Below are 24098 nucleotides of genomic sequence, written 5' to 3' on the forward strand. Positions count from 1 at the left end.
CCCTGATCAGTAAGAACACTTGACTATTGTTTGTACGAATCTAGGCGGGTCGATGACATGCCGTATACGGCAGCGGACTCGCGAATAGGTCGCGGGGCTCGCAAATACACTGGGTGACCGTACAGATGCGGCGGCCCGACACTAGGAGAGGATAGACGATGTCCCTGATGATGATCGCCGCGCTGCTCGCCGGCGCGCCCGCGACCGCCGACACCGTTGTCGGCCGCTGGCGGACCGAGACGCACAACGCCATCGTCGAGATCGCGCGCTGCGGCCCCTCGATCTGCGGCAAGATCCTGACCTCCGACGCGCTGCGCGCCAACCCGTCGATGAAGGACGCCAACAACAGCAACACCGCGCTGCGCAGCCGCCCGATCCAGGGCATGCAGATGCTCAGCGGCTTCAAGTCCGACAAGGACGGCGTCTGGAGCAGCGGCCAGGTCTACAATGCCGAGGACGGCAAGACCTATAGCGGCAAGATCACCCCGGTCGGCGCGAACCAGCTGAAGCTGCGCGGCTGCGTCTTCTTCCCGCTCTGCAAGACCCAGACCTGGACGCGCGTCCGCTGATCCCAGGTCCCTTTCATCTCCCCAAAAGTTAGCGTTCAGGAATTTTGTAAATGTCGTTTCGTACCAAGGCCCCGTTGCTGGCCGTGACCGCGCTCGTCTCCGCTTTCGGATGCGCCAGCACCGCCTATGCCGACGCCTTCTATCTCCAGGCGCAGTCGGCGCGTGGCGCGGGCCGTGCGTTTTCGGGTGAGGCCGCCGATACCGGCGCCGCATCACTCTGGTGGAACCCCGCCGCGATCGCCGGCATCCGCGACGGCAGCGCGACGCTCAGCGCCAGCGCGATCATCCCGCGCGGCGACGTGATCGACACCGGTTCGCAGATCTGCCGCCCGGGCGGCCAGCCCTGCACCGCGATCAGCGGCCAGTCAAACTCGAGCGACCCGGTCAACAAGGGCGTCGTCCCCTCGGGCGCGGTCGCCTATCCGCTGACCGACCGGATCGCGGTCGGCCTCGTCGTCACCTCGCCGTTCAGCTTCACGACCAACTATGACGCCGACAGCTGGGCCCGCTACAGCGCGGACAAGACCCGTCTGCGCACGATCGACATCCAGCCCTCGATCGGCGTCGAGCTGACCGACTGGCTCCGGGTCGGCGGTGCGCTCAACGTCGAATATACCGACGCGATCCTCAGCAACGCGCTCCCCAACGTCTCCGCCGCGCAGCCCGACGGCCGCCAGGAACTCAGCGGCGACGGCTGGGATCTCGGCTGGACCGCGGGCGTCCAGCTCCACAACGACTTCGCCACCGTCGGCGTCACCTACAAGTCGAGCATCCGCCACAAGCTGAAGGGCGACCTCGTCGTCACCGGCCTGCTCGGCCCGCTCGCCGGCGGCAACACCGAGGTCTCGGGCGCGACCGCCGAGTTCAACACCCCCGGTCAGGTTATCGTCGCGGGCCGCGTCCGCGCCACCGACCAGCTGACGCTCAACGCACAGGTCATCGCGTTCAATTGGAGCAAGTTCGACACGATCGATCTCGGCGCGCCGCTCAACACCGCGATCCCGGAGAACTACCGCGACAGCTGGAGCCTCGCGGGCGGCCTCGACTATGACGTCACGCCCAAGCTGACTGTGCGTGGCGGTGTCCAGCGCACCAAGACGCCGACCCAGGACGGCCAGCGCGACGCGCGCGTCCCCGACGCCGATCGCTGGACCTATGCCGCCGGTGCCTCCTACCAGGTGACGCCGCGCATCGCGGTCGACGCCGCCGCGCAATATGTCGACTTCGAGAACACGACGATCGACCGCGCCACCTTGGTCGCGGGCAGCATCATCCGCACCAACGGCGCGCTCCGCGACGCCAGCGCGATCGTCACCTCGCTCGGCGCCCGCGTCTCGTTCTGACGCCGCCAGCCCCTCCCCGCACCGGGGAGGGGCACCCTACCCCTTCATCCGGATCGTCAGCCCCGACACCGCGAGATCGACCGTCTCGACCGCAGCCGCGACCCGCTGGTTCAGCATCCCGGCCAGATCGCGGAACCGCCGCGCCATCGCATTGTCGGGCACGATCCCCATCCCGACCTCGTTGGTGACCAGCACCAGCCGCCCCGCGACGCGACCGATCGCATCCAGCAGCGCGGCGATCGCCGTCTCCGCATCGGCCTCCGCCAGCATCAGGTTCGACGCCCACAAGGTCAGGCAGTCGACCAGTATCACCCCGTCCGGCGCATCTGCCTCGACGATCGCCTCTGCCAGCGCGAGCGGCGCCTCGACCGTCCGCCACCGTTCGTCCCGCTCGGCGCGATGCCGCGCGATCCGTTCGGTCATCTCCCCGTCGAAAGCCTGCGCGGTCGCGATATAGACCAGCGCGTGGCCCCCTGCCGCCTCTGCCCCCGCCTCTGCTAAAGCCTGCGCATGGCGGCTCTTGCCGGAGCGCGCACCGCCGGTCACCAGCACCGTCTTTCCAAACCCCTGCACGACCGTCTCCTCCATCGCCTCTTGCGCTATCCCCGGCGAATGGCGAAGGCCAGCAGCAACGCCGCGGCATCGCCGGCGCAGGGGACGCATGTGCACGCGCTGATGGAACATGGCGGCCGGATCGACAGCGCGCAGGCGCTGTACCCGCACGCGCCGCGTCCCTGGCTCGACCTGTCGACCGGGATCAACCCCTGCGCGTGGGAGCCGCCCGTCGATCTCGCGGTCGACCTGCGCAACCTCCCCTCGCCCGCCGCGCTCGCCATGCTCGAAGCCGTCGCCGCGCGCCATTTCGGCGCCGACCCCGCGCGCGTCGTCGCGCTGCCCGGCACCGAGATCGGCCTCCGCCTGCTCGGCGCGCTCGGCCTGCCCGCCCCCGCCCGCCATGTCGGCCCCAGCTACGCGACGCACGAAGCGGTCTTCCCCGCGCGTATCTCGATCGACAGCCTCGCCGACGAAGCGGCCAGCGGCGGCACCATCCTGCTCGCCAACCCGAACAACCCCGACGGCCGTCTGGTCAGTCCGGACGCGCTTCGGCCAGTAATCGACCGGCTCCGCGAGCATGCAGGCTGGCTGGTCGTCGACGAGGCCTTCGCCGACACGCTCCCCGACGCCGGCCTGGCCTCGCATCTGTCCGCAGAAGATCCCGTCATCCTGTTCCGATCATTCGGGAAGTTCTTCGGACTCGCCGGCGTGAGGCTCGGCTTCATGATCGCACCGCCCGGCATCGTCGCGCGGGTCCGCGACCGTCTGGGCAGCTGGCCGATCTCCGCCACCGCGCTCGCGATCGGCACCGCCGCCTATGCCGACCGAGCCTGGATCGAGACGGCGCGGAAGCAGCTCGTCACCCGCGCGGCCGCGCTCGACGCGGTGCTGCTCCGCCATGGGCTGACCGCGACGGGCGCCTGTCCGCTCTTCCGCCTCATCGCAACAAACGACGCCAAGTCGCTGTTCGAGCGCCTGAATATGGCGGGCATCCTGACCCGACCCTTCACCTATGACCCCCGCTGGCTGCGTCTCGGCGTCCCCGCCGACGCGGCCGCACTGGCGCGTCTCGACACGGCGCTCGCGCATGGCTGACCCCGTCGCGCTCATCGCCCTCGCACTCGACGCCGCGTTCGGCTGGCCGGAACGGCTTTACCGTCGGATCGGTCATCCCGTCGGTGGGATCGCCGCGATCATCGGCGGCCTCGAAAAGGCGCTCAACCGTCCGTCATGGCCAGACGCGACACGCCGCATCGCCGGAATCGCGACGCTCGCGATCACGCTCGCGGTGACGGGCGGGATCACCTGGGGCGCGACCTGGCTGATGACGACCTATCTCGGCGGCTATGCCTGGATCGGCATCGGCCTTCTCGCCGCCCCCGGTCTCGCCCAGCGCAGCCTCAACGATCACGTCGCCCCGATCGCCGCCGCACTCCGCACGGGTGACGTTCAGGGCGCGCGGATCGCGGTCGGCAAGATCGTCGGTCGCGACACCGACCGGCTCGACGCCGCCGGCATCGCCCGCGCCGGAATCGAAAGCCTTGCCGAAAGCTTCTGCGACGGCATCGTCGCGCCGCTGTTCTGGCTGCTGATCGGCGGGCTCCCCGGGCTGTGGATCTACAAGGCGATCAACACCGCCGACAGCCTGATCGGTCACCGCGAGCCACGCTGGCGCACGTTCGGCTGGGCCTCGGCACGGATCGACGACCTCGCCAACTGGATCCCCGCGCGGATCAGCGGCGCCTTGCTGTGCCTCGCCGGTCCCGGCGGCTGGTGCGTGATGCGGCGCGACGCACGCAAGCACGCCTCGCCCAATGCCGGCTGGCCCGAAGCAGCGATGGCGGGCGTGCTCGACCTCCGCCTCGCCGGCCCGGTCAGCTATGACGGCGTCACCCAGCTGAAGCCCTGGATCGGCAGCGGCCGCCCCGCCGCCACCGCCGCCGACATCGCCCGCGCGCTTCAGGTCTATCGCCGCGCCTGCCTGCTGCTCTGGATCGTCACGGGGGCGCTGCTATGGGTGCGGTGATGCTCCAGGGCACCGGCTCGGACGTCGGCAAGTCCGTGCTCGTCGCCGGCCTCTGTCGCGCGCTCGCCAATCGCGGGCTCTCCGTCCGGCCCTTCAAGCCGCAGAACATGTCGAACAACGCCGCCGTCACCGCCGATGGCGGCGAGATCGGCCGCGCCCAGGCGACCCAGGCGATCGCCGCGCGCACCACGCCGACCACCGACATGAACCCCGTCCTGCTCAAACCGCAGGGCGACCGCAGTTCGCAGCTCGTCGTCCACGGCAAGGTCCGCGGCATCCTGCGCGCGAGCCGCTGGCGCGAGGGACGCGAGGGGCTGATGGACGACGTGCTCGCCAGCTATCACCGGCTGCGTGCGCAGGCGGACATCGTCGTCGTAGAGGGCGCGGGCAGCCCCGCCGAGATCAACCTGCGCGCCGCCGACATCGCAAACATGGGCTTTGCGCGCGCCGCCGGCGTCCCCGTCATCCTGATCGGCGACATCGACCGGGGCGGCGTCATCGCCTCGCTCGTCGGCACGCGCGCGGTGATCGATCCCGCCGACGCCGCGATGATCCACGGCTTCCTCGTCAACAAGTTTCGCGGCGACCCCGCACTGTTCGACGACGGCTATCGCGCGATCGAGGCGCGGTCGGGCTGGCGCGGCTATGGCGTCATCCCCTGGCTGCCCGAGGCCGCCCGCCTGCCGAGCGAGGATGCGGTCATCCTCGAACGCGGGACCGGTCACGGCCGGCAGGACGGCCAGGTCGTCATCGCCTGTCCGATCACCCCGCGCATCGCCAATTTCGACGATCTCGATCCGCTGCGGCTCGACCCCGGCGTCACGTTGGTCATGGTCGCGCCCGGCGAACCGATCCCCGACGCCGACATGATCATCCTCGCCGGCTCCAAGGCGACGATCCCCGACCTCGCCTTTCTCCGCGCGCAGGGCTGGGACATCGACATCCACGCGCATCGCCGTCGCGGCCGCCCGGTGCTCGGGCTGTGCGGCGGCTATCAGATGCTCGGCCGCAGCATCGCCGATCCGGACGGGCTGGAGGGTCCCGCCGGTATCGCCCCCGGGCTCGGCCTGCTCGACGTGGCGACGATCCTGTCCCCCGCCAAGACGCTCGAGCGCGTCGCCGGCACCGCGATCGGCGCACGGTTCGACGGCTATGAAATCCATATCGGCGAAACCACCGGCCCCGACACCGTGCGCGCGGTGACGACCCGCGACGATGGCCGCCGCGACGGCGCGGTCAGTCCCGACGGGCTCGTCTCCGGCAGCTATGTCCACGGCCTGCTCGGCCTCGCGGATCAGCGCCGCGCCTGGCTCAGCCGGCTCGGGGTCGATGCGGTAGGGCCCGACCATTCGGCGTCGATCGACGCCGCGCTCGATGCGATTGCCGAAACGCTCGAACGCCATCTCGATATCGACGCGCTGATCGCAGTGTCGCAGCTCGCCGGCTCAGACGCGGCCGGCAATGGCGAGCGCGACTAGCATCCCGGTCTCGACGAATTCGATCCCCGCACCGTGACAATCCCCCGACACGCCGCCGACCCGCCGGATCAGCCACCAGCCGAATACAGCGATCAGTGCAGGGGCCCCTGCAACGGCATGCACAGGCACCCCTAAACACCCTGTTACGCACCCCCAAAAGACCAGATCGTGCACCCTGATCTTCCCTGCCACCATCCCTCCCAGCCCGCCCTCCCGCAGCAGCGGCACGCACCGCGCCCAGCATAACGGGCCGATCCGCGCGAGCATCGGGACGACGATCACGACCGCCCATCCCTGCGCGGAGACGGCGTGCAATAAGACAAGCTTTGCAATGAGTTGCAAGGCGATCGTTACAACGCCGAAGCTGCCGATATGCGGATCCGCCATTACCGCGATCAGCCGGTCGCGATTGCCGTGCGCGGCACCCAGCCCGTCCGCCAGATCTGCCAGCCCATCCAGGTGCAAAGCCCCTGTAATCGCTACCCAAATTGTCAGCGCGGCGAGCGCACCCGTCCACGGATCGATCAGCGCGCCGACCCACCCCGCCGCCGCGACGACCATCCCGATGCCTGCCCCGACGACCGGGTACCACCGGATTGCGGCGGCAAAATCCTCAGCGTCCGCAGCGACTTGCGGCATCGGCACGCGCGTCAGGAAGCCGAAGGCGACGATCAGCCGCTTCACGAAACCGGATCCGTCTGCAGCGCCACGATCTGCGCCGTCCGGTCCGGCCAGATCCGTAGCGTAACCAGCGCCGCATAGGGCAAATCGAACGCCCAGAGCTCGCGCAACCCGAACCCGCACAGCGATTTCAGCGCCGCACGGATCGCCCCGCCATGTGTCACGATCAATGAGGTTTCAGGCTTAAGGTCCTCAATCGCATCCGTAATTCTAGCGATCAGATCACTCCACCGCTCGCCACCCGGTGGCGGTGCACCATCCGGATCGTCCCAGAACCGCTGCAACGCCGCAGCGTCGATCTCCGCCGCAGCCAGCCCGTCCCAATCCCCGAAATCCAGCTCCCGCCACCGCGCATCAGTCGCTGGAGCCAGCCCCCGCTCCCGCCCGATCGCATCCGCAACAGCCTGCGATCGCATGAGATCAGAACAGACGATCTTCTTGAAATTCAGCGGTTTTACCCGAGCCATACAGGCCGCCAGACCCTCCGCCGTGACCGGACTATCAGTCCGCCCCAGCATCCGCCCGGTTAGTTCAGGCGAACCATGCCGCAACAGGTGGAGCAGGAACGCCCCACTCACGCCACCGACACCCCCGCCTCGGCAAACGTCGCCATCCCGTTATGCGCCGCCAGCGCCGACCGGATCACTCCCACCGCAACCGCCGCCCCGCTTCCCTCCCCCAATCGCATCCCAAGTCTCAGTAAAGGCTCGAGATTCAGCGCGCCGAGCAGTCGCTCATGCCCCGGCTCGGCCGAACAATGCCCGGCAATGCAATGCTCGGTGATGCCAGGATACGCCGCCGCAATCGGCGCGATCGCCGCCGACGAGATGAATCCGTCGAGCACCACCGGCACCCCCGCCAGCCGCGCCGCCACCACCGCGCCAGCGATCGCGACGATTTCACGCCCCCCCACCCGCCGCAACGTCTCGAACGGCGTCCGCGGGAAATCAGCATGCCGCCCGATCCCCGCCTCGACCACCGCGGTTTTCCGCGCGATTCCCGCCACATCGACCCCCGTCCCCGGCCCAACCCAGTCAGCGGCGGTTCCGCCGTAACTGCGCAGACACAGCGCTGCGGCCGACGTAGAATTCCCGATTCCCATCTCCCCCACAACAAGCATGTCGAGCCCCGGCACGACGACGTCCGCACCGATGTTAAGTGCGGCGAGACAAGCGGCTTCGTCCATCGCCGGTGCTATCGTGAAATCCGCCGTGGGGGTTTCCAGATCGATGTCGGCGATGATCAGCTCGAGCCCGACGGCATCCGCCAGCGCATTGATCGCCGCACCCCCATGGCGGAAATTCTCGACCATCTGTGCGGTTACGGAGACCGGAAAGGCGCTGACCCCGTGCACCGCAACGCCGTGATTTCCGGCGAAAATCGCCGCCCTCGCGCGCTCGAACCGCGGCCGCTCGCGCCCCTGCCAGCCCGCCATGAAGACTGCGAGGTCCTCAAGTCGACCAAGCGATCCGGGTGGCTTGGTCAACTGTGTTTGCCGCCGCGATGCCGCCCCTCGCGCGGCTTCGTCCGCCGCAGGAAGGGCCTCCAGCGCCGCCTCGAACGCTGCGACCGTGGGGAACAGCGTCACTGCGCGACATAGCCCGCGGGGGGCGTCCGGGTGATGAAATGCCCCTTGATCCCGGCCGGCCACTGCCGAAACGGCACCTGCCCCTCCGCACTCTCCGCATGCAGCACGGCGTAATCGAGGATCGCCCGCGCCGCTTCCTCATCCGGCGTGAAGCGCCCCAGCACATAGCCGATCTTCTCGGGCCCGCGGACGTGGATGGTGCAGAAGTCCTGGCAGGCGAACAGGCACGGCATCGCCTGGACCGCAATCCCGGCATAGCGCGGATCGCTTGCCTGGACCGCCTGCAACGCCGCGACGAGTCTCGCACCGCCGCGCATGCCCTCGGCATCGTCCTTCGCATCGGTGGACGCGCGGCAGGTGCTGCAGGCGACGACGGCCGCACCGTCTTCGGCGGGAACCAGTAGATTTGGCATTGAAACCCCATGACATACGCGCCCGCGGCACAGGCCGCAGGCTGGTTATGTCGTCGCGCGGGTTTACCCCCGTCCGCTCGGCGCACCCTGGCCGGACGAAAGACGACTGCGACGGGCAGGTCTCCTGGCTCACGGGTCACAGCCCTTCGCGCCGCCTTCTCGGGACCGGGATCCCAATGGCATGATGGCACGATGGCTCGCCGCTTACAGTTGCAGGGGCAGCCGGGGTTCTCCCGTTCCCTTTTCATCCCCGTCGCCGGGGAACCTGTCGCGGTCAGAGGGATAGGCCGGGCGAGCGGCCCGGGTCAATCGCCCTGCGAGCTGTCACGCGTCAGCGGTACCACGACCGGTACGCCCTCGATCGATCCGAACCACGCCCGAACACCATAGGTCTCACGCAGCCGAGCCGGCGTCAGCACTGCCGAAGGCGCGCCGTCGGCGACGAGCCGTCCCGAGTCGAGCACGAGGATGCGATCACAATAGCGTGCGGCCAGCCCCAGATCATGCAGCACGGCGATCACCAGGACACCCCGCGCGGCCTGCGCCCGCAGGATCTCCATGACTGCGATCTGATGCGCGGGATCTAGCGACGCGAGCGGCTCGTCGACGATCAGCGCCGGCGCCTCCACCGCGAGCGCCCTTGCCAGCAGGACGCGGGCCCGCTCACCCCCCGAAATCTCGGTCGCGACACGCGCGGCAAGCGAGGTTACGTCCGCCGCCGCCATCGCACGGGCAATCGCGGCATGGTCGTCCCGTGAGATGCGGGACAGCGGTGCGAGATGGGGCAACCGGCCCAGCGCGACGAGACGTTCGACGCTCAGCGGCCAATGAAGACTTTGACCCTGCGGCAGATACGCGACCGTCCGCGCGATCTCACGTCGCGAGCGCTCCGCCAGCGGAACCCCGTCGAGCAGGATATCTCCAGTAGCGGGAACCAGCCCGAGAAGCGCCTGGACCAGCGTCGATTTGCCCGCCCCATTGGGGCCGACGATCCCGATGAGCGCGCCGCCCTCTGCCGAGAAACTGACATCGTCGACCACGACCCGCCCTGCACGGCGGACGCTGAGGCGGTCCGCGGAGAGGGCTACCATAGCCGCCGCTCGCGCATGAGGTGCACGAGGAACACCGGCACGCCGAGAAACGCAGTAACGACCCCCAGCTTGAGTTCGTTCGACGTCGGGATCACGCGTACCAGCACGTCCGCAAAGGTCAGCAATGCAGCACCGCCCAATGCGGAGGGGAGCAGAATCGTCGATGGCGAACGATCGGTCATCGGCCGGACGAGATGCGGAACGATCAGGCCGATGAACCCGATCGCGCCCGATACCGCGACCGCCCCGCCAACCCCGATCGCCACCCCGACCAGCATCCGCATGCGCGTCCGACGCAGATCGACGCCGAGCGCGCGCGCACCGTCTTCGCCAAGCGTCAGCGCGTCGAGCGCATGGCCGTCCCAGCCGACCAGCACCATGCCGAGTGCGATACAGGGCAGTGCCAGCGCGACATGGCTGAACGACCGGTCTTCGAGCGACCCGAGCAACCAGGTCATGATCTCCATCGCTGCAAACGGGTTGGGGGACAGGTTCAGCGCCAGACTGACCCCCGCGACGGCCAGCGTTCCAACCGCAATCCCCGCGAGGATCAGTGACAAGGCGCTTTGCGACCCGGCCGCCAGCACGAACAGCAACCCCAGCGCCGCGAACGCCCCGGCGATCGCCACGATCGGCAGCATCGCCGGATGTAGCTCCGCCAGCCCGAAATACAGCGCGATCACCGCGCCCAGCGATGCCCCGTTCGACGCGCCCAGCACCGATGGCTCGGCCAGCGGATTGCGCAGGAACCCCTGCAGCGCCGCACCAGAAAGCCCCAGCATCGCGCCGACCGCCAGCCCGAGGATCGCGCGCGGCAGACGGAGTTCGAACAGGATCGCGCGTTCGATCGGATCGCCCTGCCCGCTGAGCGCCCGCACGACATGCGCCAGCGGGATCGCCGCGCTACCCACCGCGACCGACGCGGCGCCGGCCAGCAGCGCAAGCAGCGCTAGGCCACCGACCAATCGCGCACGCGTCACGCGTTCCATAGTGCCAGATCCCACCGCATCGATTTCCGCCTAGCGCATAAGCGGCCGCTGCGGCAGGGTTTTGCGCATGCGCGGCCGCCGTCTCCTGACCATCCTGATGATCGCTGCCGCCAGCGCACCTGCTCCGGCGGCAGCGCCTCGACCGCCGGCGCGTATCGTTTCGCTCAACCTATGCGCTGACCAGTATCTTCTGGCGCTGGCCGACCCCGCGCAGATCGTCGCGCTCACCCGGTTCGCGCGCGATCCGAACATGTCCGCAGCCTCCAACGCCGCGCGTACCATGCCAGTCAGCCGTGGCAGCGCCGAAGACGTGCTGGTGCTCCGCCCCGATCTCGTGATCGCATCGCCGTTCCGACGCCAGACGGTCGCCGCCGTGCTTGCCGGACGGCACGTCGCGACGCTCGATCTGCCCCCCGCGGACAGCTATGCCGCGATCGTGAGGCAAGTCCGTCAGGTTGCCGCCGCCATCGGGCACCCCGATCGCGGCGAAACACTGATCCGCCGGATGGACACCGCGCTCGCACGATTGCCGCGCGCGCCGGGAGGTGGTCGTACGGCGGCCTATTATCAGCGTCGGGGTTTCCTGACCGGTACCGGCACGCTCGTCGACGAACTGATGCAGCGTCTCGGGCTTGCCAATCTCGCGACCCGGCTCGGCAAGCCCGCACTCTCGCAACTCTCGCTCGAACAGATGGTGTTGGCACGCCCGGACTATCTCATAGTCGAAAGCGCCACGGACCGCGTGACCGATCAGGGCACCGAAATGCTGCATCACCCGATTCTCGACGGGATTCCCCGTCTGCGCATCCCCGAGGCGTGGACCGTCTGCGGAGGCCCTGCCTATGTCCGGGCCGCGCAAAGCCTTGCGGCGCAGTTGCGCACGCCGCGTCCGGCCGCTCGTCGCCGCAACCCTTAGAACTCGACGCCAGCCTGGGCCTTGACCCCGCCCCGGAACGGATGCTTGACCAGCCCCATCTCGGTGACGAGATCCGCCGCGGCAACCAAAGCATCGGGCGCGTTGCGCCCCGTCGCCACGACATGCGTCATCGCCGGTCGTGCCGCGAACCCCGCAAGTACCTCGTCGAGTGGCAGATAGTCGTAGCGCAGGACGATGTTGATCTCGTCGGCGATGACCATGGCATAGCTCGGGTCGAGGATCATCCGGCGGACCTCGTCCCACCCTTCGCGCGCCACGGCGATATCGCGGGCCCGATCCTGCGTATCCCAGGTAAAGCCCTCGCCCATCGGCTTGAATTCGACCAGATCGGGAAAGGCGTCAAAGATGACCTTCTCACCGGTCGTCATCGCACCCTTGACGAACTGTACGATCCCAACCTTTCGCCCGTGCCCCATCATCCGCACCGCCATGCCAAGCGCCGCGGTGGTCTTGCCCTTGCCCGGCCCGGTGTGGACCATGAGCAGGCCCTTTTCGATCGTCTTGGCCGCGACGATCTTGTCCTGGACGACCTTCTTCTTGGCCATCCGCGCCGTGTGCTCCGCCTCGCTCCGCATCAGAATGCTGCCTTCACGCCGGCATAGGCACCGCGCCCCTGACCGACATAGCTGAGCACCTCCTCGTACCGCTCGTCGAAGAGGTTTTCGACCCGACCGAAGACCGATAGCCGGGACGTCAGCTTGTACGCCGCGTTCAGGTTGACGAGGACATATTCCTGGAGCGAGACGCGGACAGGGACATAGCTCGGATCGGTATAGGCATCGTCCTGCTGCCGGCCATTATACCGGACGGCGAGCGTTGCCGAGGCGCGCTCGTCGCGACTGAACGCAGTCATGTTGATGCTGCCGATATGGCTGGGGCGCCGGATCTCCACGCCCCCGTCCTCGCGCGCCTTCAGATAGGTATAGGCGAGGTCGAAGCGCAGCTGCGGAATCGGCTGGGCTGTGGCAAACACCTCGACGCCATGCTGCGTCGATCGCGTATTGCGGTTGCCGGGCGTCGCGACGAAGTCGGGGGCAGGATAGGTGGTAAAGATCTCGTTCGTCAGCCGACTGTCGAAATAGGTCGCGCCGATCGTCGCACGATCCCCCCCGAAAGCCTGTTCGACCCCGGCTTCCCACCCCTTTGACTTCTCCGGCTTGAGGTTCGGATTGCCGATATAGCGACCGTCGGAATAACCGAAGAGATCGAAATAGCCGGGATTCTTCACGCCCGTCCCGTAGGCGCCACGCACCCGCGTCCCGGTCGCAAAGCGATAGCTCGCCTGCGCGCGATAGGTGGTGGTGTCATCGAACCGGTTATTCTCGTCGCGCCGCACCGATCCGCCGATTGCGAGCGCATCGTCGACGACGACGTCATACTGGCCAACGAGCCCGACATTGTCGGTATGCCGCCGTCCCGTAAAGACGAACTCCGAAGGAGCCGCGCTAAGCGTCTGGAACTCCTCGCGCTCGACATCGACCGCGGCAGTCAGCCGATGCCGGATGCGATCGGTCCCGAACCGGAACGCGCTTTCGAACGATCCCTTGTACCGCCGTCCCTTGTTACCAAAGCTCAAGGCATCGTCGACCAGCGCCCGGCGTGTCGTATCGGCAAACTGGCCGCTGAGCGCATTCGTCCAGCGGCCATCCGCCAGCGCCAACTCGGCCCGGACGAGCCCGTAATATGCCTCGACCGTGCTGCGCGCGCCTGGCGTATCGACGATCGTGCCGAACTGCGGGCCGCTCAACGCAGTGTCGTTGCTGTCGGCATCGGTATAGCTGTAACGCCCGACGCCCGTGACCTTCAGCGTGTCGGTCGGCGACCAGCTGAGCTTGCCCGTCGCGCCGACGCTCTTCGCGCCGATGTCGCGCGATCCGCCCCGTGCGGTCGGCGTGCCGTCGGTGAGGTAGGTCGAGCTCGACAGCGCGTAATCGAGATTGCCCGCTACGCCCGCGACCCGGGCGCCTCCCGAAAACGTGCCGAACGATCCCCCCTCGGCCCGCAGCGATACGCCCGGGGCCTCCGCGCCGCTGAGCGTGAGATACTGGATGACGCCGCCGATCGCGTCGGACCCGTACAGCGCCGATTGCTGCCCGCGCAGCACCTCGACCCGTGCCGCCTCGTCGGCAATCAGCGTGCCGAAATCATATTCGCCCTGATAGGGATCGGACACTTCGATCCCGTCGATCAGCACCAGCACGTGATTGCCCTCCGACCCACGGATCCGGACCTGCGTCGTCCCCCCGACCGCGCCGGTCCGGCTGATCGCCAGTCCAGGGACGTCGCGCAACACGTCGGACACGATCCGGGTCTGGCGCTGGTCAAGCATAGCGGCGTCCAGCACCGTCACCGACGCACCGATCTGATCGGCCGGAACCGCGTCGCCCGATCTCGATGCGGTAACCACCAGCTCAGCGCCGCCCGCTGCCGCCTCGCCCGTCGCCGCAGTAACCGGATCGGGCTCGGCCGCGGCCGGCGATGCAAAGGCCGTGGCGGTGGCGAGCGCCACAAGCGAAACGAAAATTCTGGTCATGAAACGATACCCCCGGCGTCACGAGCGACCGGCCGGGGCCTGCCGTCCGATGCTACGGACAGCCGGCGCAACGCTTGGGGTGTACGCCGAACCGCACCAGCCACGCGCACCGATGCGGCCCCCGCCGCATGGTTCGTCGCTCAGACGGAGTACCGTGCCGCGGTCATCCCCTGGACCATGGCAAGAGCGACCGAGCGCCGGCAGGTCTCCTGGCTCACGGGTCGACGCCCGGTACGCGACCTTCCCGGGCCCTGCGCTTGCGCTCAGGCCTAGTGGTCGTCCCCCCGTGATGAAGGGACATGCGCACCGCACTCACCGCTTACAGTTGCAGGGACAGCCGCGGCATGAGGAGGATCGCCTCCCGCACCGCATTCCCTTTGAAGCCCCGAGGGGCACCGACGCGATCTGCGACCCCGGCCTTCACCGGTTTCGCAGGGCGACGGTAGCGCAGAAATTTCCTGCCGCCAATGGGCCTAGAGTCGCGCGAGGATCGCCCGCGCCTGACGTAAGTGCGGCGCATCGATCATCCGCCCATCGAGTTGCAGCGCGCCCGCCTCGGGAGCCGCCGCAAACGCAGCGACGACGGCGTGCGCATGTGCAACGGTCGCCGCATCCGGCGTGAACGCGGCGTTGATCGTGGCGACCTGCGACGGATGAATCGCCATCATGCCGGTAAAGCCGTCCCGGCTGCCGCGCGCGGCATAGGCTGCCAGCCCGTCAATGTCCGCGATTGCGGGATAGACCGTCTCGATCGCCGCGACGTCCGCCGCATGTGCGCCGAACAGCAGCAGCGATCGTACGAGCTTATAGGGTTCGGTATAGGATCCGTCGTCCTCCCGACTGGTCGCCGCGCCGATCGCCGCGGGCAGGTCTTCGGCGCCCCAGGTCAGGCCGCATAACCGGTCGTTGACCCGCGCATATTCGCCCAGTGTGAAGATCGCGGCGGGCACTTCGGTCGCGATCGGCAGGATCGGCGGACAGTCATCGCCATAAGCCTCGACCAACGCGAGGACGGTCGCGGGTCCTGTCGCCTTGGGCAGCATGATCGCATCGGCGCCCCTCGCGGCAGCGAGATCGTCGTCCAGCCACCCCGAGTCGACGGGATTGATCCGGACCATCCGCACGACGTCGGTGTGGTCCTGCAACGCGGCCCGGACCGCCTCGCGGGCAACGGCCTTGCGGGTGAGCGCGACCGAATCCTCCAGATCGAGGATGATGGCATCGGCCCCGCTCGCTGCGGCCTTCGCAAAACGCTCGGGCCGGTCTGCGGGCACGAACAGCAGCGAGCGCAACCTCATGCCGGCGTCCGCAGCAGCAGTGCCGAGCGGAGGCACTGACAGACGATCTCGTCACGCTGGTTGATCAGCTGGTGCATGAATGTGACGATCCCGGCGTTCGGGCGTGACCGGCTGGGCTTAAGCTCGGCGACCTCGGTCTCGGCGCGCATCGTGTCGCCGATGAAGACGGGTTTTGGATGCACGAGCTTGTCGTAACCGAGATTGGCGACGAGCGTCCCGAGCGTCGTGTCGCCAACCGACAGGCCGACCATCAGCGCGAAGGTGAAGGTGCCGTTGACGAGGATCTGGCCGAATTCGCTCGCCTTCGCCGCTTCGGCATCGAGGTGCAGCGGCTGCGGGTTGTGCGTCATCGTCGAGAACAGGAGGTTGTCCGTCTCCGTGACGGTGCGGCGGATCTCATGGACGATCCGGTCGCCGACCGTCCATTGGTCGAAATAGCGGCCGGCCATCAGTCATCCTTCTCGATACGCGCGAGCACCATGCCATCGCTCACCTGCCCGCCTTCGATCGCGGTCAGTTCGGCAACCGTCCCGTCGAACGGCGAGATGAGCGAATGCTCCATCTTCATCGCCTCCAGCGTCACGAGCTTCTGCCCCTTTGCGACATGGTCCCCGATAGCCACGTCGACCGCGATGATCCGTCCCGGCATCGGTGACAAGATCGCGCCATCCGCTGCCGCCCCCATCGCCGCGCCAGACGCACGCCAGGGCCGCAACTGCCAGGTCTGCCCGGCATCGGAAACGAGGGCGGCATCGACTGGTTCATGGACGCCGCGACCGTCGAGATCGATCGTCACGACGTCGTCGTTGAGCAGGAACCGCGCCGTCTTCAAAGGTACCGCGTTGAGGCGAAAGCCCGCCATCGGTTCGACGCGTACGAGCGTGCGCGCGGCCTCGATCAGCGCTTCCTCGCTGGGCTGCGCCGGGGGCATCAGCGCCGCCCCCTCGCGCGCAATCAGCCCGGTATCTAGCGTTGCGGCGACGAAATCCGGGTGATCGAGTGCCTGGACGAGAAACCCCGCATTCGACCGGACCGGCCAGACGACCGCCTTGTCCAGCGCCTCCGCCAACGTCTCGCGCGCGGCTTCACGCGTGTCGCCCCAGGCAATCACCTTGGCGATCATCGGGTCGTAATAGGGCGAGATGTCCGCCCCCTGTTCGACACCCGTATCGACCCGCGTCGCATCACCCAGATCGAACGCCTCGAGCCGGCCGATCGACGGCAGGAACCCCTTGGCGGGATCCTCCGCATAGAGCCGCGCCTCGATCGCCCAGCCGCGGATCGCAAGATCATGCTGCTGCAGCGGCAACGCCTCGCCGCTGGCAATCCGCAGCTGCCACTCGACAAGGTCTTGTCCGGTGATTTCCTCGGTGACGGGATGCTCGACCTGCAACCGGGTGTTCATTTCCATGAACCAGATCCGATCGGCGCGCAGGCCTTCGCTCGCATCGGCGATGAACTCGATCGTACCCGCGCCGACATAGTTCACGGCCTGCGCAGCGCGCACCGCCGCCGCGCAGATCGCCGCGCGTGTCGCATCATCCATGCCGGGGGCCGGGGCCTCCTCGATCACCTTCTGATGCCGGCGCTGCAACGAACAGTCACGTTCGAACAAATGGACGACGTTGCCCTGACGGTCGCCGAACACCTGCACCTCGATATGCCGCGGCGACAGGATATATTTCTCGATCAGCACGTCGGTATTGCCGAACGACGCAGAGGCCTCACGCTGGCACGAAGCGAGCGCGTCGACAAAGTCGGCGGACGCATCGACGCGGCGCATACCCTTGCCGCCGCCGCCCGCAACGGCCTTGATCAGGACCGGGTAGCCGATGGCATCCGCCTCGCGCTGGAGCCGATCGGGCGACTGGTCTTCCCCCAGATAGCCCGGTGTCACTGGGACCGCGGCCGCCATCATCCGCTGCTTCGCGGCATCCTTCAACCCCATCGCGCGGATGCTGTCGGGATCGGGGCCAACCCACAGGATCCCTGCTTCGAGCACGGCCTGCGCGAAGTCCGCATTCTCGGACAGGAACCCGTACCCCGGATGAATAGCCTCAGCGCCGGTGGCGAGCGCGGCGGCGATGATCCGTTCGCCGACCAGATAACTCTCGCGCGCCGGGCTCGCGCCGATATGCACCGCCTCGTCAGCGTGCCGGACATGCAGTGCGCCCGCATCGGCATCGGAATAGACCGCGATCGTGCGGATTCCTAACGCCCGAGCTGTACGGATGATGCGGCAGGCGATCTCGCCGCGGTTGGCGATGAGCAGTGATTCGATCATTGCGCGGGGCATCCGGTGGTCCGCTTGGACCAGGTGATGTTGAAGATCTTCCACCGGCCCGCTTCGCGCACCATGTCGAAATGGTCGGTCCCGCAATGCGCGACCCGGCCGTCGATGGTGAAGACATAGGGCGACCATACCATCGCGATATCGCCATCGATATCCACGGCGGGATCCGTCAGGCGTTCCGCATATCGCTCCGGTCCGGGCTTCAGACCGGCGGCGAAGTCGGACCAGCCGGTCCGGCGAATGTTGCGCGTGCCGTCGGCCTTTTCCTCCACTGCCGTAGCGCCCCCCTCGGGGCGCACCTGTGCGAGCAGTGCCTGGCCATCGCGGGCGGCCAACGCGGCGAACATCGCGTCGATCGGCACCATGACGCCGGTCTCCTCGGTCACCACGGCTGGCGGCAAGCCGGTGCCCTTGACGATCGGCTGGACCGGCGTGACCTGACCCGCGGCCAGCAGAAACGATAGCAGGATCATCGGCTTACATCCTGAACACACCGAACGCGGGGCGTTCGGCGATGGGAGCGTTGAGCGTCGCGGCGAACGCGAGGGCGAGCACGTCGCGGGTCTGCGCGGGATCAATGATCCCGTCATCCCACAGCCGCGCGGTCGCGTACCAGGGATTTCCCTCGTCCTCATATTTCTGACGAACCGGCGCCTTGAACGCTTCCGCCTCCTCCGCCGTCCAGTCGTCCGCGTCGCGGTGAACGGTGGCGAGGACCGAGGCCGCCTGTTCGCCGCCCATCACGCTGATCCGGCTGTTCGGCCAGCTGAACAGGAAACGTGGCGAATAGGCGCGTCCGCACATGCCGTAATTGCCGGCGCCGAAACTGCCGCCAATCAGCACCGTGATCTTCGGCACGGTCGCGGTCGCGACTGCCGTCACGAGCTTTGCACCATGTTTGGCAATGCCTTCCGCCTCGTACTTCCCGCCCACCATGAAGCCCGAGATGTTCTGGAGGAACAGCAGCGGTACCTTGCGCTGGCAGGCGAGCTCGATGAAATGCGCCCCCTTCTGGGCGCTTTCGCTGAACAGGACGCCGTTGTTGGCGAGGATCGCGACGGGGAGCCCGTGGATATGCGCGAACCCGCACACCAGCGAGGTACCATAGAGCGCCTTGAACGCATGGAATTCGCTGCCATCGACGAGCCGTGCGATCACTTCGTGCACGTCATACGGTGCACGGACGTCGGACGGCACGACTCCGTAAAGCCCCTCGGCGTCGTATTTCGGCGGGCGTGCCGGTTGCCGGTTCACCGTGACAGGGACCTGTGGCGGCAAGGTCGAGACGATGTCGCGAACGATCGTCAGCGCGTGGTCGTCCGATTCCGCGACATGATCGACGACGCCCGACCGCCGTCCATGTGTGTCCGCGCCGCCGAGGTCCTCCGCGGAAATCACCTCGCCCGTCGCCGCCTTGACCAGCGGCGGCCCGGCAAGGAAGATCGTGCCCTGCCCGCGGACGATGATCGTCTCGTCGGACATTGCCGGGACATAGGCGCCGCCCGCGGTGCAGCTTCCCATCACGCAGGCAATCTGCGGAATCCCCAGCGCCGACATCTGCGCCTGGTTGTAGAAGATCCGACCGAAATGCTCGCGATCGGGAAACACCTCCGCCTGATGGGGCAGGTTCGCTCCGCCACTATCGACGAGATAGATGCAGGGCAGCTGATTTTCCTGTGCGATTTCCTGCGCTCGCAGGTGTTTCTTGACGGTCAGTGGGAAATAGGTCCCCCCCTTTACCGTCGCATCGTTGCACAGGATCATGCACTGCAGACCGGCAACGCGGCCGATACCCGCAATCACCCCCGCGCCGGGCACCGCATCGTCATACAGCCCATTGGCGACGAGCTGGCCGATCTCGAGGAACGGCGAACCCGGATCGAGCAAGCGCTCGACCCGGTCGCGCGGAAGCAGCTTGCCACGCGCAACGTGCCGGTCGCGCGACCGGGCGTCCCCGCCGAGCGCGACGCGCGCAACGTCGTCGCGCAGGCGCTGGGCGAGTGCGCGGTTGTGCGCCGCATTCGCCTGGAACGTCTCGGCGTCGACCGACAGCTTCGTATCGAGGACGGGACCGCTCACCGTTCACCTCGCCGCGACCTGATCCGCACGCTCATTGCATCACCTTAGGCGCGGCACCGATCAGTTCGCGTCCGATCAGCATCCGGCGAATCTCGTTCGTCCCCGCGCCGATATCGAGCAGCTTGGCGTCGCGCATGAAGCGCTCGACCGGCCAGTCCTTGGTATAGCCCGCGCCACCCAGAGCCTGGATCGATTCCAGCGAGACCTTCACCGCGCTCTCGCTCGCCAGCAGGATCGCGCCCGCTGCGTCGAACCGCGTCGTCTTGCCCGCATCGCAGGACCGCGCGACGGCATAGACATAGGCACGTGCGGAACTCAGCGCGACATACATGTCCGCGACCTTCGCCTGGATCAGCTGGAACTGCCCGATCGCAGTCCCGAACTGCCTGCGTTCGCGGACATAGGGGATGACCACATCGAGACAGGCCTGCATGATGCCGAGCTGAATGCCCGCGAGCACCGCGCGCTCATAGTCGAGGCCCGACATCAGCACACCAACGCCGCCATTCTCCGGTCCCATCACCGCGTCGAACGGCACGTGGCAATCGGTGAAGACGAGCTCGGCGGTCGGGGATCCCCGCATGCCCATCTTGTCGATCTTCTGCCCGATCGCGAATCCCGGCATGTCCTTCTCGATCAGGAAGGCGGTAATCCCTTTCGATCCCTCGCCCGTCTTCGCATAGACGACGAGCGTATCGGCATAGGCCGCGTTGGTGATCCAGAACTTGGTGCCGTTCAGGACATAGCCGTTCTCGGTCTTCACCGCCTTCAGCTTCATCGACACGACGTCGGATCCCGCCCCGGCTTCGGACATCGCGAGGCTTCCGACATGCTCGCCGGACACCAGCTTGGGCAGGTATTTCGCCTTTTGCTCGGCATTGCCCCAGCGGCGGATCTGATTGACGCACAGATTGGAATGCGCGCCATAGCTCAAGCCGATCGACGCCGATGCGCGCGATACTTCCTCGACCGCGACAACATGCTCGAGATAGCCGAGCCCGAGCCCGCCAAACTCTTCCTCGACGGTGATGCCGTGAAGCCCCAGCTCGCCCATCGCCGGCCAGAGCTCGCGGGGAAACCAATCCTCCGCATCGATCTTAGCCGCCAACGGAGCGATCTTCTCCTTCGCAAAACGCTGCGTCGTGTCGCGGATCATGTCCGCGGCTTCGCCCAGCGCGAAGTCGAAATCTGGCGTCACGAAACTCTCCTTACCATTCTATCCCCGTGGCTTGCCGGGCTATTCTCATTATCGTTCGCGCTTGGCGCTCAGCGGGGGTCAGGGACCGCAGCCGTCGCGCCGAGCGTCGTGATCACGCCGTCTACGACCGTGATCGGCCAGACCGCAAGCGCTTGACCCACGCAGGGGCCGCCGACGCAGCGGCCATCGTCGATTCTGAACAGTGCGGAATGCCACCCACAGACGATCAAGTCGCCATTCGGGCTCAGATAGTCGTCGAGGGCGCGCGCCAGTGGCAGTCCGGCGTGCGGGCAGCGGTCGACATAGCCGACGACCCCGTCACCGCGCCGAACCGCAAAACCGTGGAACCGCCCCGCGCGCATCTGCACGACATAGCCTCTCGACTGGCCGGGTGCGATCGCCTCGATCGACCCGAGCGCAATCCCGGCCGGCGTGGCGAACAGCCGCACCGACGACGGAGTATCGCTCACGACATTGCCGTCGCTAGGCTCGCCCTGCATGTCCGTCATGACGTCGTCACGCGTCGACCGTGATCACCCCACGCCGGATCTGGTCGAGTTCGATCGATTCGTACAGCGCCTGGAAGTTGCCGTTGCCGAACCCCTCATTACCCTTGCGCTGGATGACCTCGAAAAAGATCGGCCCGAACAGCGGTTCGGTGAAGATCTGGAGGAGCAGCCCCTCCTCACCGACATTGCCGTCGAGCAGGATCCGGTTGCGCCGCAGCCGCTCGAGATCCTCGCCATGGTTCGGCACGCGCTTGTCGACCAGTTCGTAATAGGTCTCGATCGTGTCCTGCAGCCGCACGCCGCGCGCGCGCAGTTTCTCGACGGTCGTGTAGATATCGTCGGTGGTCAGCGCGAGATGCTGGATGCCTTCGCCATTATAATCGCGGATGAACTCCTCGATCTGGCTGTGGTCGTCCTGGCTCTCGTTCAGCGGGATCCGGATCGCGCGATCGGGCGCGATCATCGCCTGGCTGAACAGGCCCGTCGCCTTGCCCTTGATGTCGAAATATTTCTGCTCTTCGAACCCGAAAATCTGACCGTAAAAGGTCGACCAGGTCCGCATCTGCCCGCGCTTTACGTTGTGGGTAAGATGGTCGAGCAGATCGAGACCGACCGAATTCTCGGCCTCGGCCTCTGCCGCACCTGGGATCTGATCCCACGCATCGTACAGGCTGCCCGCGCCGCCATGACGGTCGACGAGATAGAGCAACGATCCGCCGATCCCCTCCAGCGCGTAGCTCTCGTCGCCCAGCGCCCCCAGCGACGCATCGGCCGACTTCGCACCGCGTGCCAACGCAGCGTCGAAGGCCGCCTTGGCATCGGCAACACGGAACGCCATGCCATTAGCCGAAGGACCATGGTCGGCGCGGAACGTCGCCGCCTGCCCAGTCGGCTCCGCATTGAGCAAAAGGTTGATGCGACCCTGCTTGTAGCGGGTCACTGCCTTGGTCGGATGCCGGGACGCGGGCACGAAACCCAATTGCTCGAACTGTTTGCCCATCGCCGCCGGATCGGGCGATGTGAACTCGCAGAACTCGAAACCATCCAACCCCATCGGGTTGACGTCCATATGCTCCATGATGCGACAGCCTCTCACAGCTTTATAGTATCGTTGGATACCAACTGCGCGTTTGCGCAGATCGTGTCAACTGATACTATCCCGTGCCATGACCGCCCCATCCGACCGCCCGCTGCTGCTCGACGACTTCATCCCGTTCCGGCTGTCGTTCACGTCGAACCTCGTCAGCGACACGATCGCGCGCAGCTATGAATCGCTGTTCGGCCTCTCGATCCCCGAATGGCGACTGGTCGCCGTCATCGCGGAAACCGGCGGCATTACGCAGGCGGAAATCGGTCATCGTACGCGCATGGACAAGGTTACGGTAAGCCGCGCGGCCATTGCGTTGGTCGAGCGCGGCCTCCTCGAACGGCGCGCCAATGCCAGCGACCGTCGCTCGCACCTTTTAATGCTCAGCGATGCCGGGCGCACGCTTTACGCTGCGGTCGCACCCAAGGCACGCGATCTGGAGGCGCGGATCTTTGCGCAGTTCGACCCGGCCGAAGTCGCCGCGTTCACGGCGATGCTCCGCCGGATCGACGCGGTGACCAGCGCGCTCGATCAGCCGGCCCAGGGCGGTGACGGTGTCCACAGCGTCCGTAAATAGTCGAGCAGTGCGACAACCGACGACGGCACTGCGCCGCGCGGGTGCAGCGCGAAGATCCCGACATCCGCGCTCCCCTCGATCGCCGGCAGGACGCGAACGAGCCGCCCCGCCGCCAGATCGCTGCTGACGTCCCACAGCGACCGCAGCGCGATCCCGACGCCCGACAGCGCGAGTTCTCTCACGACCTCGCTCGAATTCGTGCGGACGTGGCTCGCGGCATCGATCGTGAAATCGCCGTCAGGCCCCGTCAGCCGCCACGGCATTTGGCCGCGCGCCGCGAGCAGACGATGATCACCCAGCGCCGCCGCGCTGTCGGGAATGCCCGCCGTTTCGAGATAAGCGGGTGCGGCACACAGGACCCGGCGGCTGTCGCCCAGCCGGTGCGCGTCAAAACCCGGCTCGACCGTCGGCGCGATCCGGATCGCGAGGTCGATCCCTTCGCCGAGCAGGTCCGAAAAACCGTCTGACAGATTTAGTTCGAGCGCGATGTCGGGATGCGCATCGAGAAAGGGCTTGAGCCGAGGTGCGATATGCAAGCGCCCGAACGACGTCGGCGCGCTGACGCGGAGCGGACCGCTCGGCCCGGCGGCCCGGTCGCCGACCCGCCCCTCGGCCTCCCGGATCGCGGCAAGGATCGCGACCATGTCCGCGTGATATCGCTCGCCTCGCGCCGTCGGCTCGAGCCGCCGCGTCGTACGATTGAGCAGCCGCACTCCGAGCCGCGTCTCGAGCCGGACGATCCGTTTCGATACCATCGCCGGGGAGATGCCGCGCAAGCGGGCAGCTCCGCTCAGGCTTCCTGCCGCGACGACGTCGACGAACAAGGCGGCATCCGGATCCATTCATTCCCCCAG

At 67.3% G+C, this 24098-nt stretch carries 25 protein-coding genes and 2 riboswitches; of the genes, 7 read left to right on the forward strand and 18 right to left on the reverse strand.

Translation table 11 applies throughout. The features are described 5' to 3' along the window. Window positions 1-158 precede the first annotated feature (158 nt). Both ASE89_RS08170 and ASE89_RS08175 read left to right on the forward strand, forming a co-directional pair. On the forward strand, window positions 159-569 hold the full coding sequence (locus ASE89_RS08170) for a DUF2147 domain-containing protein (protein ID WP_031395134.1): 411 nt from the start codon (window positions 159-161) through the stop codon (window positions 567-569). 50 nt (window positions 570-619) lie between these two features. Beyond that, complete coding sequence (locus tag ASE89_RS08175; RefSeq protein ID WP_056675900.1) at window positions 620-1912, forward strand: OmpP1/FadL family transporter; 1293 nt, start codon at window positions 620-622, stop codon at window positions 1910-1912. 36 nt (window positions 1913-1948) lie between these two features. Here ASE89_RS08175 and cobU read toward each other — a convergent pair whose 3' ends face one another. Beyond that, the gene (gene cobU / locus ASE89_RS08180; protein ID WP_056675902.1) at window positions 1949-2500 is read right to left on the reverse strand and encodes a bifunctional adenosylcobinamide kinase/adenosylcobinamide-phosphate guanylyltransferase; all 552 of its coding nucleotides are present in this window, start codon (window positions 2498-2500) and stop codon (window positions 1949-1951) included. Between the two features lie 87 nt (window positions 2501-2587). Here cobU and ASE89_RS08185 point away from each other — a divergent pair, with 87 nt between their 5' ends. Genes ASE89_RS08185 through ASE89_RS08195 form a run of 3 tightly spaced genes read left to right on the forward strand, consistent with a single transcriptional unit; the run spans window position 2588 to window position 5971 of the window. Next, entirely contained in the window at window positions 2588-3562 is a 975-nt protein-coding gene (locus ASE89_RS08185; RefSeq protein ID WP_156363381.1) for a threonine-phosphate decarboxylase, read from the forward strand. Then, entirely contained in the window at window positions 3555-4493 is a 939-nt protein-coding gene (cbiB, locus tag ASE89_RS08190; protein WP_056407811.1) for an adenosylcobinamide-phosphate synthase CbiB, read from the forward strand. Before ASE89_RS08185 ends, cbiB begins: the two co-directional genes overlap by 8 nt. Then, complete coding sequence (locus ASE89_RS08195; protein ID WP_056675905.1) at window positions 4481-5971, forward strand: cobyric acid synthase; 1491 nt, start codon at window positions 4481-4483, stop codon at window positions 5969-5971. The genes cbiB and ASE89_RS08195 overlap by 13 nt, the downstream gene beginning before the upstream one ends. On the opposite strand, the gene cobS is transcribed toward ASE89_RS08195, so the two are convergent. The 6 genes from cobS to ASE89_RS08225 all read right to left on the reverse strand — a co-directional run bounded on the left by cobS (window position 5939) and on the right by ASE89_RS08225 (window position 10733). Then, window positions 5939-6655: an adenosylcobinamide-GDP ribazoletransferase gene (gene cobS, locus ASE89_RS08200; protein ID WP_056675908.1), complete on the reverse strand. Its 717-nt coding sequence runs from the start codon at window positions 6653-6655 to the stop codon at window positions 5939-5941. The two genes, ASE89_RS08195 and cobS, sit on opposite strands and share 33 nt — an antisense overlap. Beyond that, a complete protein-coding gene (locus ASE89_RS08205; protein ID WP_056675911.1) occupies window positions 6652-7230 on the reverse strand; it encodes a histidine phosphatase family protein in 579 nt (192 codons plus the stop codon). The genes cobS and ASE89_RS08205 overlap by 4 nt, the downstream gene beginning before the upstream one ends. Then, on the reverse strand, window positions 7227-8240 hold the full coding sequence (gene cobT, locus ASE89_RS08210; protein WP_056675914.1) for a nicotinate-nucleotide--dimethylbenzimidazole phosphoribosyltransferase: 1014 nt from the start codon (window positions 8238-8240) through the stop codon (window positions 7227-7229). The genes ASE89_RS08205 and cobT overlap by 4 nt, the downstream gene beginning before the upstream one ends. Further along, complete coding sequence (locus ASE89_RS08215) at window positions 8237-8653, reverse strand: DUF1636 domain-containing protein (protein ID WP_056675917.1); 417 nt, start codon at window positions 8651-8653, stop codon at window positions 8237-8239. Before ASE89_RS08215 ends, cobT begins: the two co-directional genes overlap by 4 nt. Before the next feature lie 97 nt (window positions 8654-8750). Then, a riboswitch (cobalamin riboswitch) is annotated at window positions 8751-8937 on the reverse strand. Window positions 8938-8958: 21 nt separating this feature from the next. After that, the gene (locus tag ASE89_RS08220; RefSeq protein WP_056675919.1) at window positions 8959-9744 is read right to left on the reverse strand and encodes an ABC transporter ATP-binding protein; all 786 of its coding nucleotides are present in this window, start codon (window positions 9742-9744) and stop codon (window positions 8959-8961) included. Then, window positions 9738-10733 (reverse strand): FecCD family ABC transporter permease, encoded by a 996-nt coding sequence (locus ASE89_RS08225; RefSeq protein WP_056675922.1) that lies wholly within the window; start codon window positions 10731-10733, stop codon window positions 9738-9740. The genes ASE89_RS08220 and ASE89_RS08225 overlap by 7 nt, the downstream gene beginning before the upstream one ends. 67 nt (window positions 10734-10800) lie before the next feature. On the opposite strand from ASE89_RS08225, the gene ASE89_RS08230 reads away from it, so the two are divergent. Then, window positions 10801-11649, forward strand: coding sequence for an ABC transporter substrate-binding protein (locus tag ASE89_RS08230; protein ID WP_056675925.1), 849 nt, complete (start codon window positions 10801-10803; stop codon window positions 11647-11649). Here the strand turns inward: ASE89_RS08230 and cobO are convergent. The 10 genes from cobO to hppD form a co-directional block, all read right to left on the reverse strand. Further along, on the reverse strand, window positions 11646-12245 hold the full coding sequence (gene cobO / locus ASE89_RS08235) for a cob(I)yrinic acid a,c-diamide adenosyltransferase (RefSeq protein ID WP_197979401.1): 600 nt from the start codon (window positions 12243-12245) through the stop codon (window positions 11646-11648). The genes ASE89_RS08230 and cobO overlap by 4 nt on opposite strands. After that, the gene (locus ASE89_RS08240; RefSeq protein WP_056675931.1) at window positions 12245-14203 is read right to left on the reverse strand and encodes a TonB-dependent receptor plug domain-containing protein; all 1959 of its coding nucleotides are present in this window, start codon (window positions 14201-14203) and stop codon (window positions 12245-12247) included. The genes cobO and ASE89_RS08240 overlap by 1 nt, the downstream gene beginning before the upstream one ends. A 182-nt stretch (window positions 14204-14385) precedes the next feature. Continuing rightward, a riboswitch (cobalamin riboswitch) is annotated at window positions 14386-14618 on the reverse strand. A 58-nt stretch (window positions 14619-14676) separates the two neighbouring features. Continuing rightward, the gene (locus tag ASE89_RS08245) at window positions 14677-15501 is read right to left on the reverse strand and encodes an HpcH/HpaI aldolase/citrate lyase family protein (RefSeq protein ID WP_056676452.1); all 825 of its coding nucleotides are present in this window, start codon (window positions 15499-15501) and stop codon (window positions 14677-14679) included. Further along, complete coding sequence (locus ASE89_RS08250; protein WP_056675935.1) at window positions 15498-15950, reverse strand: MaoC family dehydratase; 453 nt, start codon at window positions 15948-15950, stop codon at window positions 15498-15500. The genes ASE89_RS08245 and ASE89_RS08250 overlap by 4 nt, the downstream gene beginning before the upstream one ends. Further along, window positions 15950-17785 (reverse strand): acetyl/propionyl/methylcrotonyl-CoA carboxylase subunit alpha, encoded by a 1836-nt coding sequence (locus ASE89_RS08255; protein ID WP_056676455.1) that lies wholly within the window; start codon window positions 17783-17785, stop codon window positions 15950-15952. Before ASE89_RS08255 ends, ASE89_RS08250 begins: the two co-directional genes overlap by 1 nt. Then, the gene (locus ASE89_RS08260; RefSeq protein WP_056675938.1) at window positions 17782-18267 is read right to left on the reverse strand and encodes a nuclear transport factor 2 family protein; all 486 of its coding nucleotides are present in this window, start codon (window positions 18265-18267) and stop codon (window positions 17782-17784) included. The genes ASE89_RS08255 and ASE89_RS08260 overlap by 4 nt, the downstream gene beginning before the upstream one ends. Window positions 18268-18271: 4 nt before the next feature. Beyond that, window positions 18272-19873, reverse strand: a complete 1602-nt coding sequence (locus ASE89_RS08265; protein ID WP_056675940.1) for a carboxyl transferase domain-containing protein — start codon at window positions 19871-19873, stop codon at window positions 18272-18274. 31 nt (window positions 19874-19904) lie between these two features. Continuing rightward, a complete protein-coding gene (locus ASE89_RS08270; RefSeq protein ID WP_330219048.1) occupies window positions 19905-21071 on the reverse strand; it encodes an isovaleryl-CoA dehydrogenase in 1167 nt (388 codons plus the stop codon). A gap of 68 nt (window positions 21072-21139) precedes the next feature. Continuing rightward, window positions 21140-21571, reverse strand: a complete 432-nt coding sequence (locus ASE89_RS08275) for a Rieske (2Fe-2S) protein (RefSeq protein WP_197979416.1) — start codon at window positions 21569-21571, stop codon at window positions 21140-21142. Between the two features lie 16 nt (window positions 21572-21587). Continuing rightward, the gene (hppD, locus tag ASE89_RS08280) at window positions 21588-22658 is read right to left on the reverse strand and encodes a 4-hydroxyphenylpyruvate dioxygenase (RefSeq protein ID WP_056675945.1); all 1071 of its coding nucleotides are present in this window, start codon (window positions 22656-22658) and stop codon (window positions 21588-21590) included. Window positions 22659-22746: 88 nt separating this feature from the next. On the opposite strand from hppD, the gene ASE89_RS08285 reads away from it, so the two are divergent. After that, window positions 22747-23244: a MarR family winged helix-turn-helix transcriptional regulator gene (locus ASE89_RS08285; protein WP_056675947.1), complete on the forward strand. Its 498-nt coding sequence runs from the start codon at window positions 22747-22749 to the stop codon at window positions 23242-23244. Here the strand turns inward: ASE89_RS08285 and ASE89_RS08290 are convergent. Beyond that, entirely contained in the window at window positions 23199-24086 is an 888-nt protein-coding gene (locus tag ASE89_RS08290) for a LysR family transcriptional regulator (protein ID WP_056675949.1), read from the reverse strand. The genes ASE89_RS08285 and ASE89_RS08290 overlap by 46 nt on opposite strands. Window positions 24087-24098: the final 12 nt, after the last annotated feature.

The organism is Sphingomonas sp. Leaf30, assembly GCF_001422525.1.
GTDB classification, from domain to species: Bacteria; Pseudomonadota; Alphaproteobacteria; order Sphingomonadales; family Sphingomonadaceae; genus Sphingomonas; species Sphingomonas aerolata.

Coding starts and splice junctions, on each gene's coding strand:
- ASE89_RS08170 (WP_031395134.1), top strand. CDS start 159: ATGTCCCTGATGATGATCGCCGCGCTGCTCGCCGGCGCGCCCGCGACC.
- ASE89_RS08175 (WP_056675900.1), top strand. CDS start 620: ATGTCGTTTCGTACCAAGGCCCCGTTGCTGGCCGTGACCGCGCTCGTC.
- cobU (WP_056675902.1), bottom strand. CDS start 2,500: ATGGAGGAGACGGTCGTGCAGGGGTTTGGAAAGACGGTGCTGGTGACC.
- ASE89_RS08185 (WP_156363381.1), top strand. CDS start 2,588: ATGGAACATGGCGGCCGGATCGACAGCGCGCAGGCGCTGTACCCGCAC.
- cbiB (WP_056407811.1), top strand. CDS start 3,555: ATGGCTGACCCCGTCGCGCTCATCGCCCTCGCACTCGACGCCGCGTTC.
- ASE89_RS08195 (WP_056675905.1), top strand. CDS start 4,481: ATGGGTGCGGTGATGCTCCAGGGCACCGGCTCGGACGTCGGCAAGTCC.
- ASE89_RS08215 (WP_056675917.1), bottom strand. CDS start 8,653: ATGCCAAATCTACTGGTTCCCGCCGAAGACGGTGCGGCCGTCGTCGCC.
- ASE89_RS08220 (WP_056675919.1), bottom strand. CDS start 9,744: ATGGTAGCCCTCTCCGCGGACCGCCTCAGCGTCCGCCGTGCAGGGCGG.
- ASE89_RS08225 (WP_056675922.1), bottom strand. CDS start 10,733: ATGGAACGCGTGACGCGTGCGCGATTGGTCGGTGGCCTAGCGCTGCTT.
- ASE89_RS08230 (WP_056675925.1), top strand. CDS start 10,801: ATGCGCGGCCGCCGTCTCCTGACCATCCTGATGATCGCTGCCGCCAGC.
- cobO (WP_197979401.1), bottom strand. CDS start 12,245: ATGCGGAGCGAGGCGGAGCACACGGCGCGGATGGCCAAGAAGAAGGTC.
- ASE89_RS08240 (WP_056675931.1), bottom strand. CDS start 14,203: ATGACCAGAATTTTCGTTTCGCTTGTGGCGCTCGCCACCGCCACGGCC.
- ASE89_RS08245 (WP_056676452.1), bottom strand. CDS start 15,501: ATGAGGTTGCGCTCGCTGCTGTTCGTGCCCGCAGACCGGCCCGAGCGT.
- ASE89_RS08250 (WP_056675935.1), bottom strand. CDS start 15,950: ATGGCCGGCCGCTATTTCGACCAATGGACGGTCGGCGACCGGATCGTC.
- ASE89_RS08255 (WP_056676455.1), bottom strand. CDS start 17,785: ATGATCGAATCACTGCTCATCGCCAACCGCGGCGAGATCGCCTGCCGC.
- ASE89_RS08260 (WP_056675938.1), bottom strand. CDS start 18,267: ATGATCCTGCTATCGTTTCTGCTGGCCGCGGGTCAGGTCACGCCGGTC.
- ASE89_RS08275 (WP_197979416.1), bottom strand. CDS start 21,571: ATGCAGGGCGAGCCTAGCGACGGCAATGTCGTGAGCGATACTCCGTCG.
- hppD (WP_056675945.1), bottom strand. CDS start 22,658: ATGGAGCATATGGACGTCAACCCGATGGGGTTGGATGGTTTCGAGTTC.
- ASE89_RS08285 (WP_056675947.1), top strand. CDS start 22,747: ATGACCGCCCCATCCGACCGCCCGCTGCTGCTCGACGACTTCATCCCG.
- ASE89_RS08290 (WP_056675949.1), bottom strand. CDS start 24,086: ATGGATCCGGATGCCGCCTTGTTCGTCGACGTCGTCGCGGCAGGAAGC.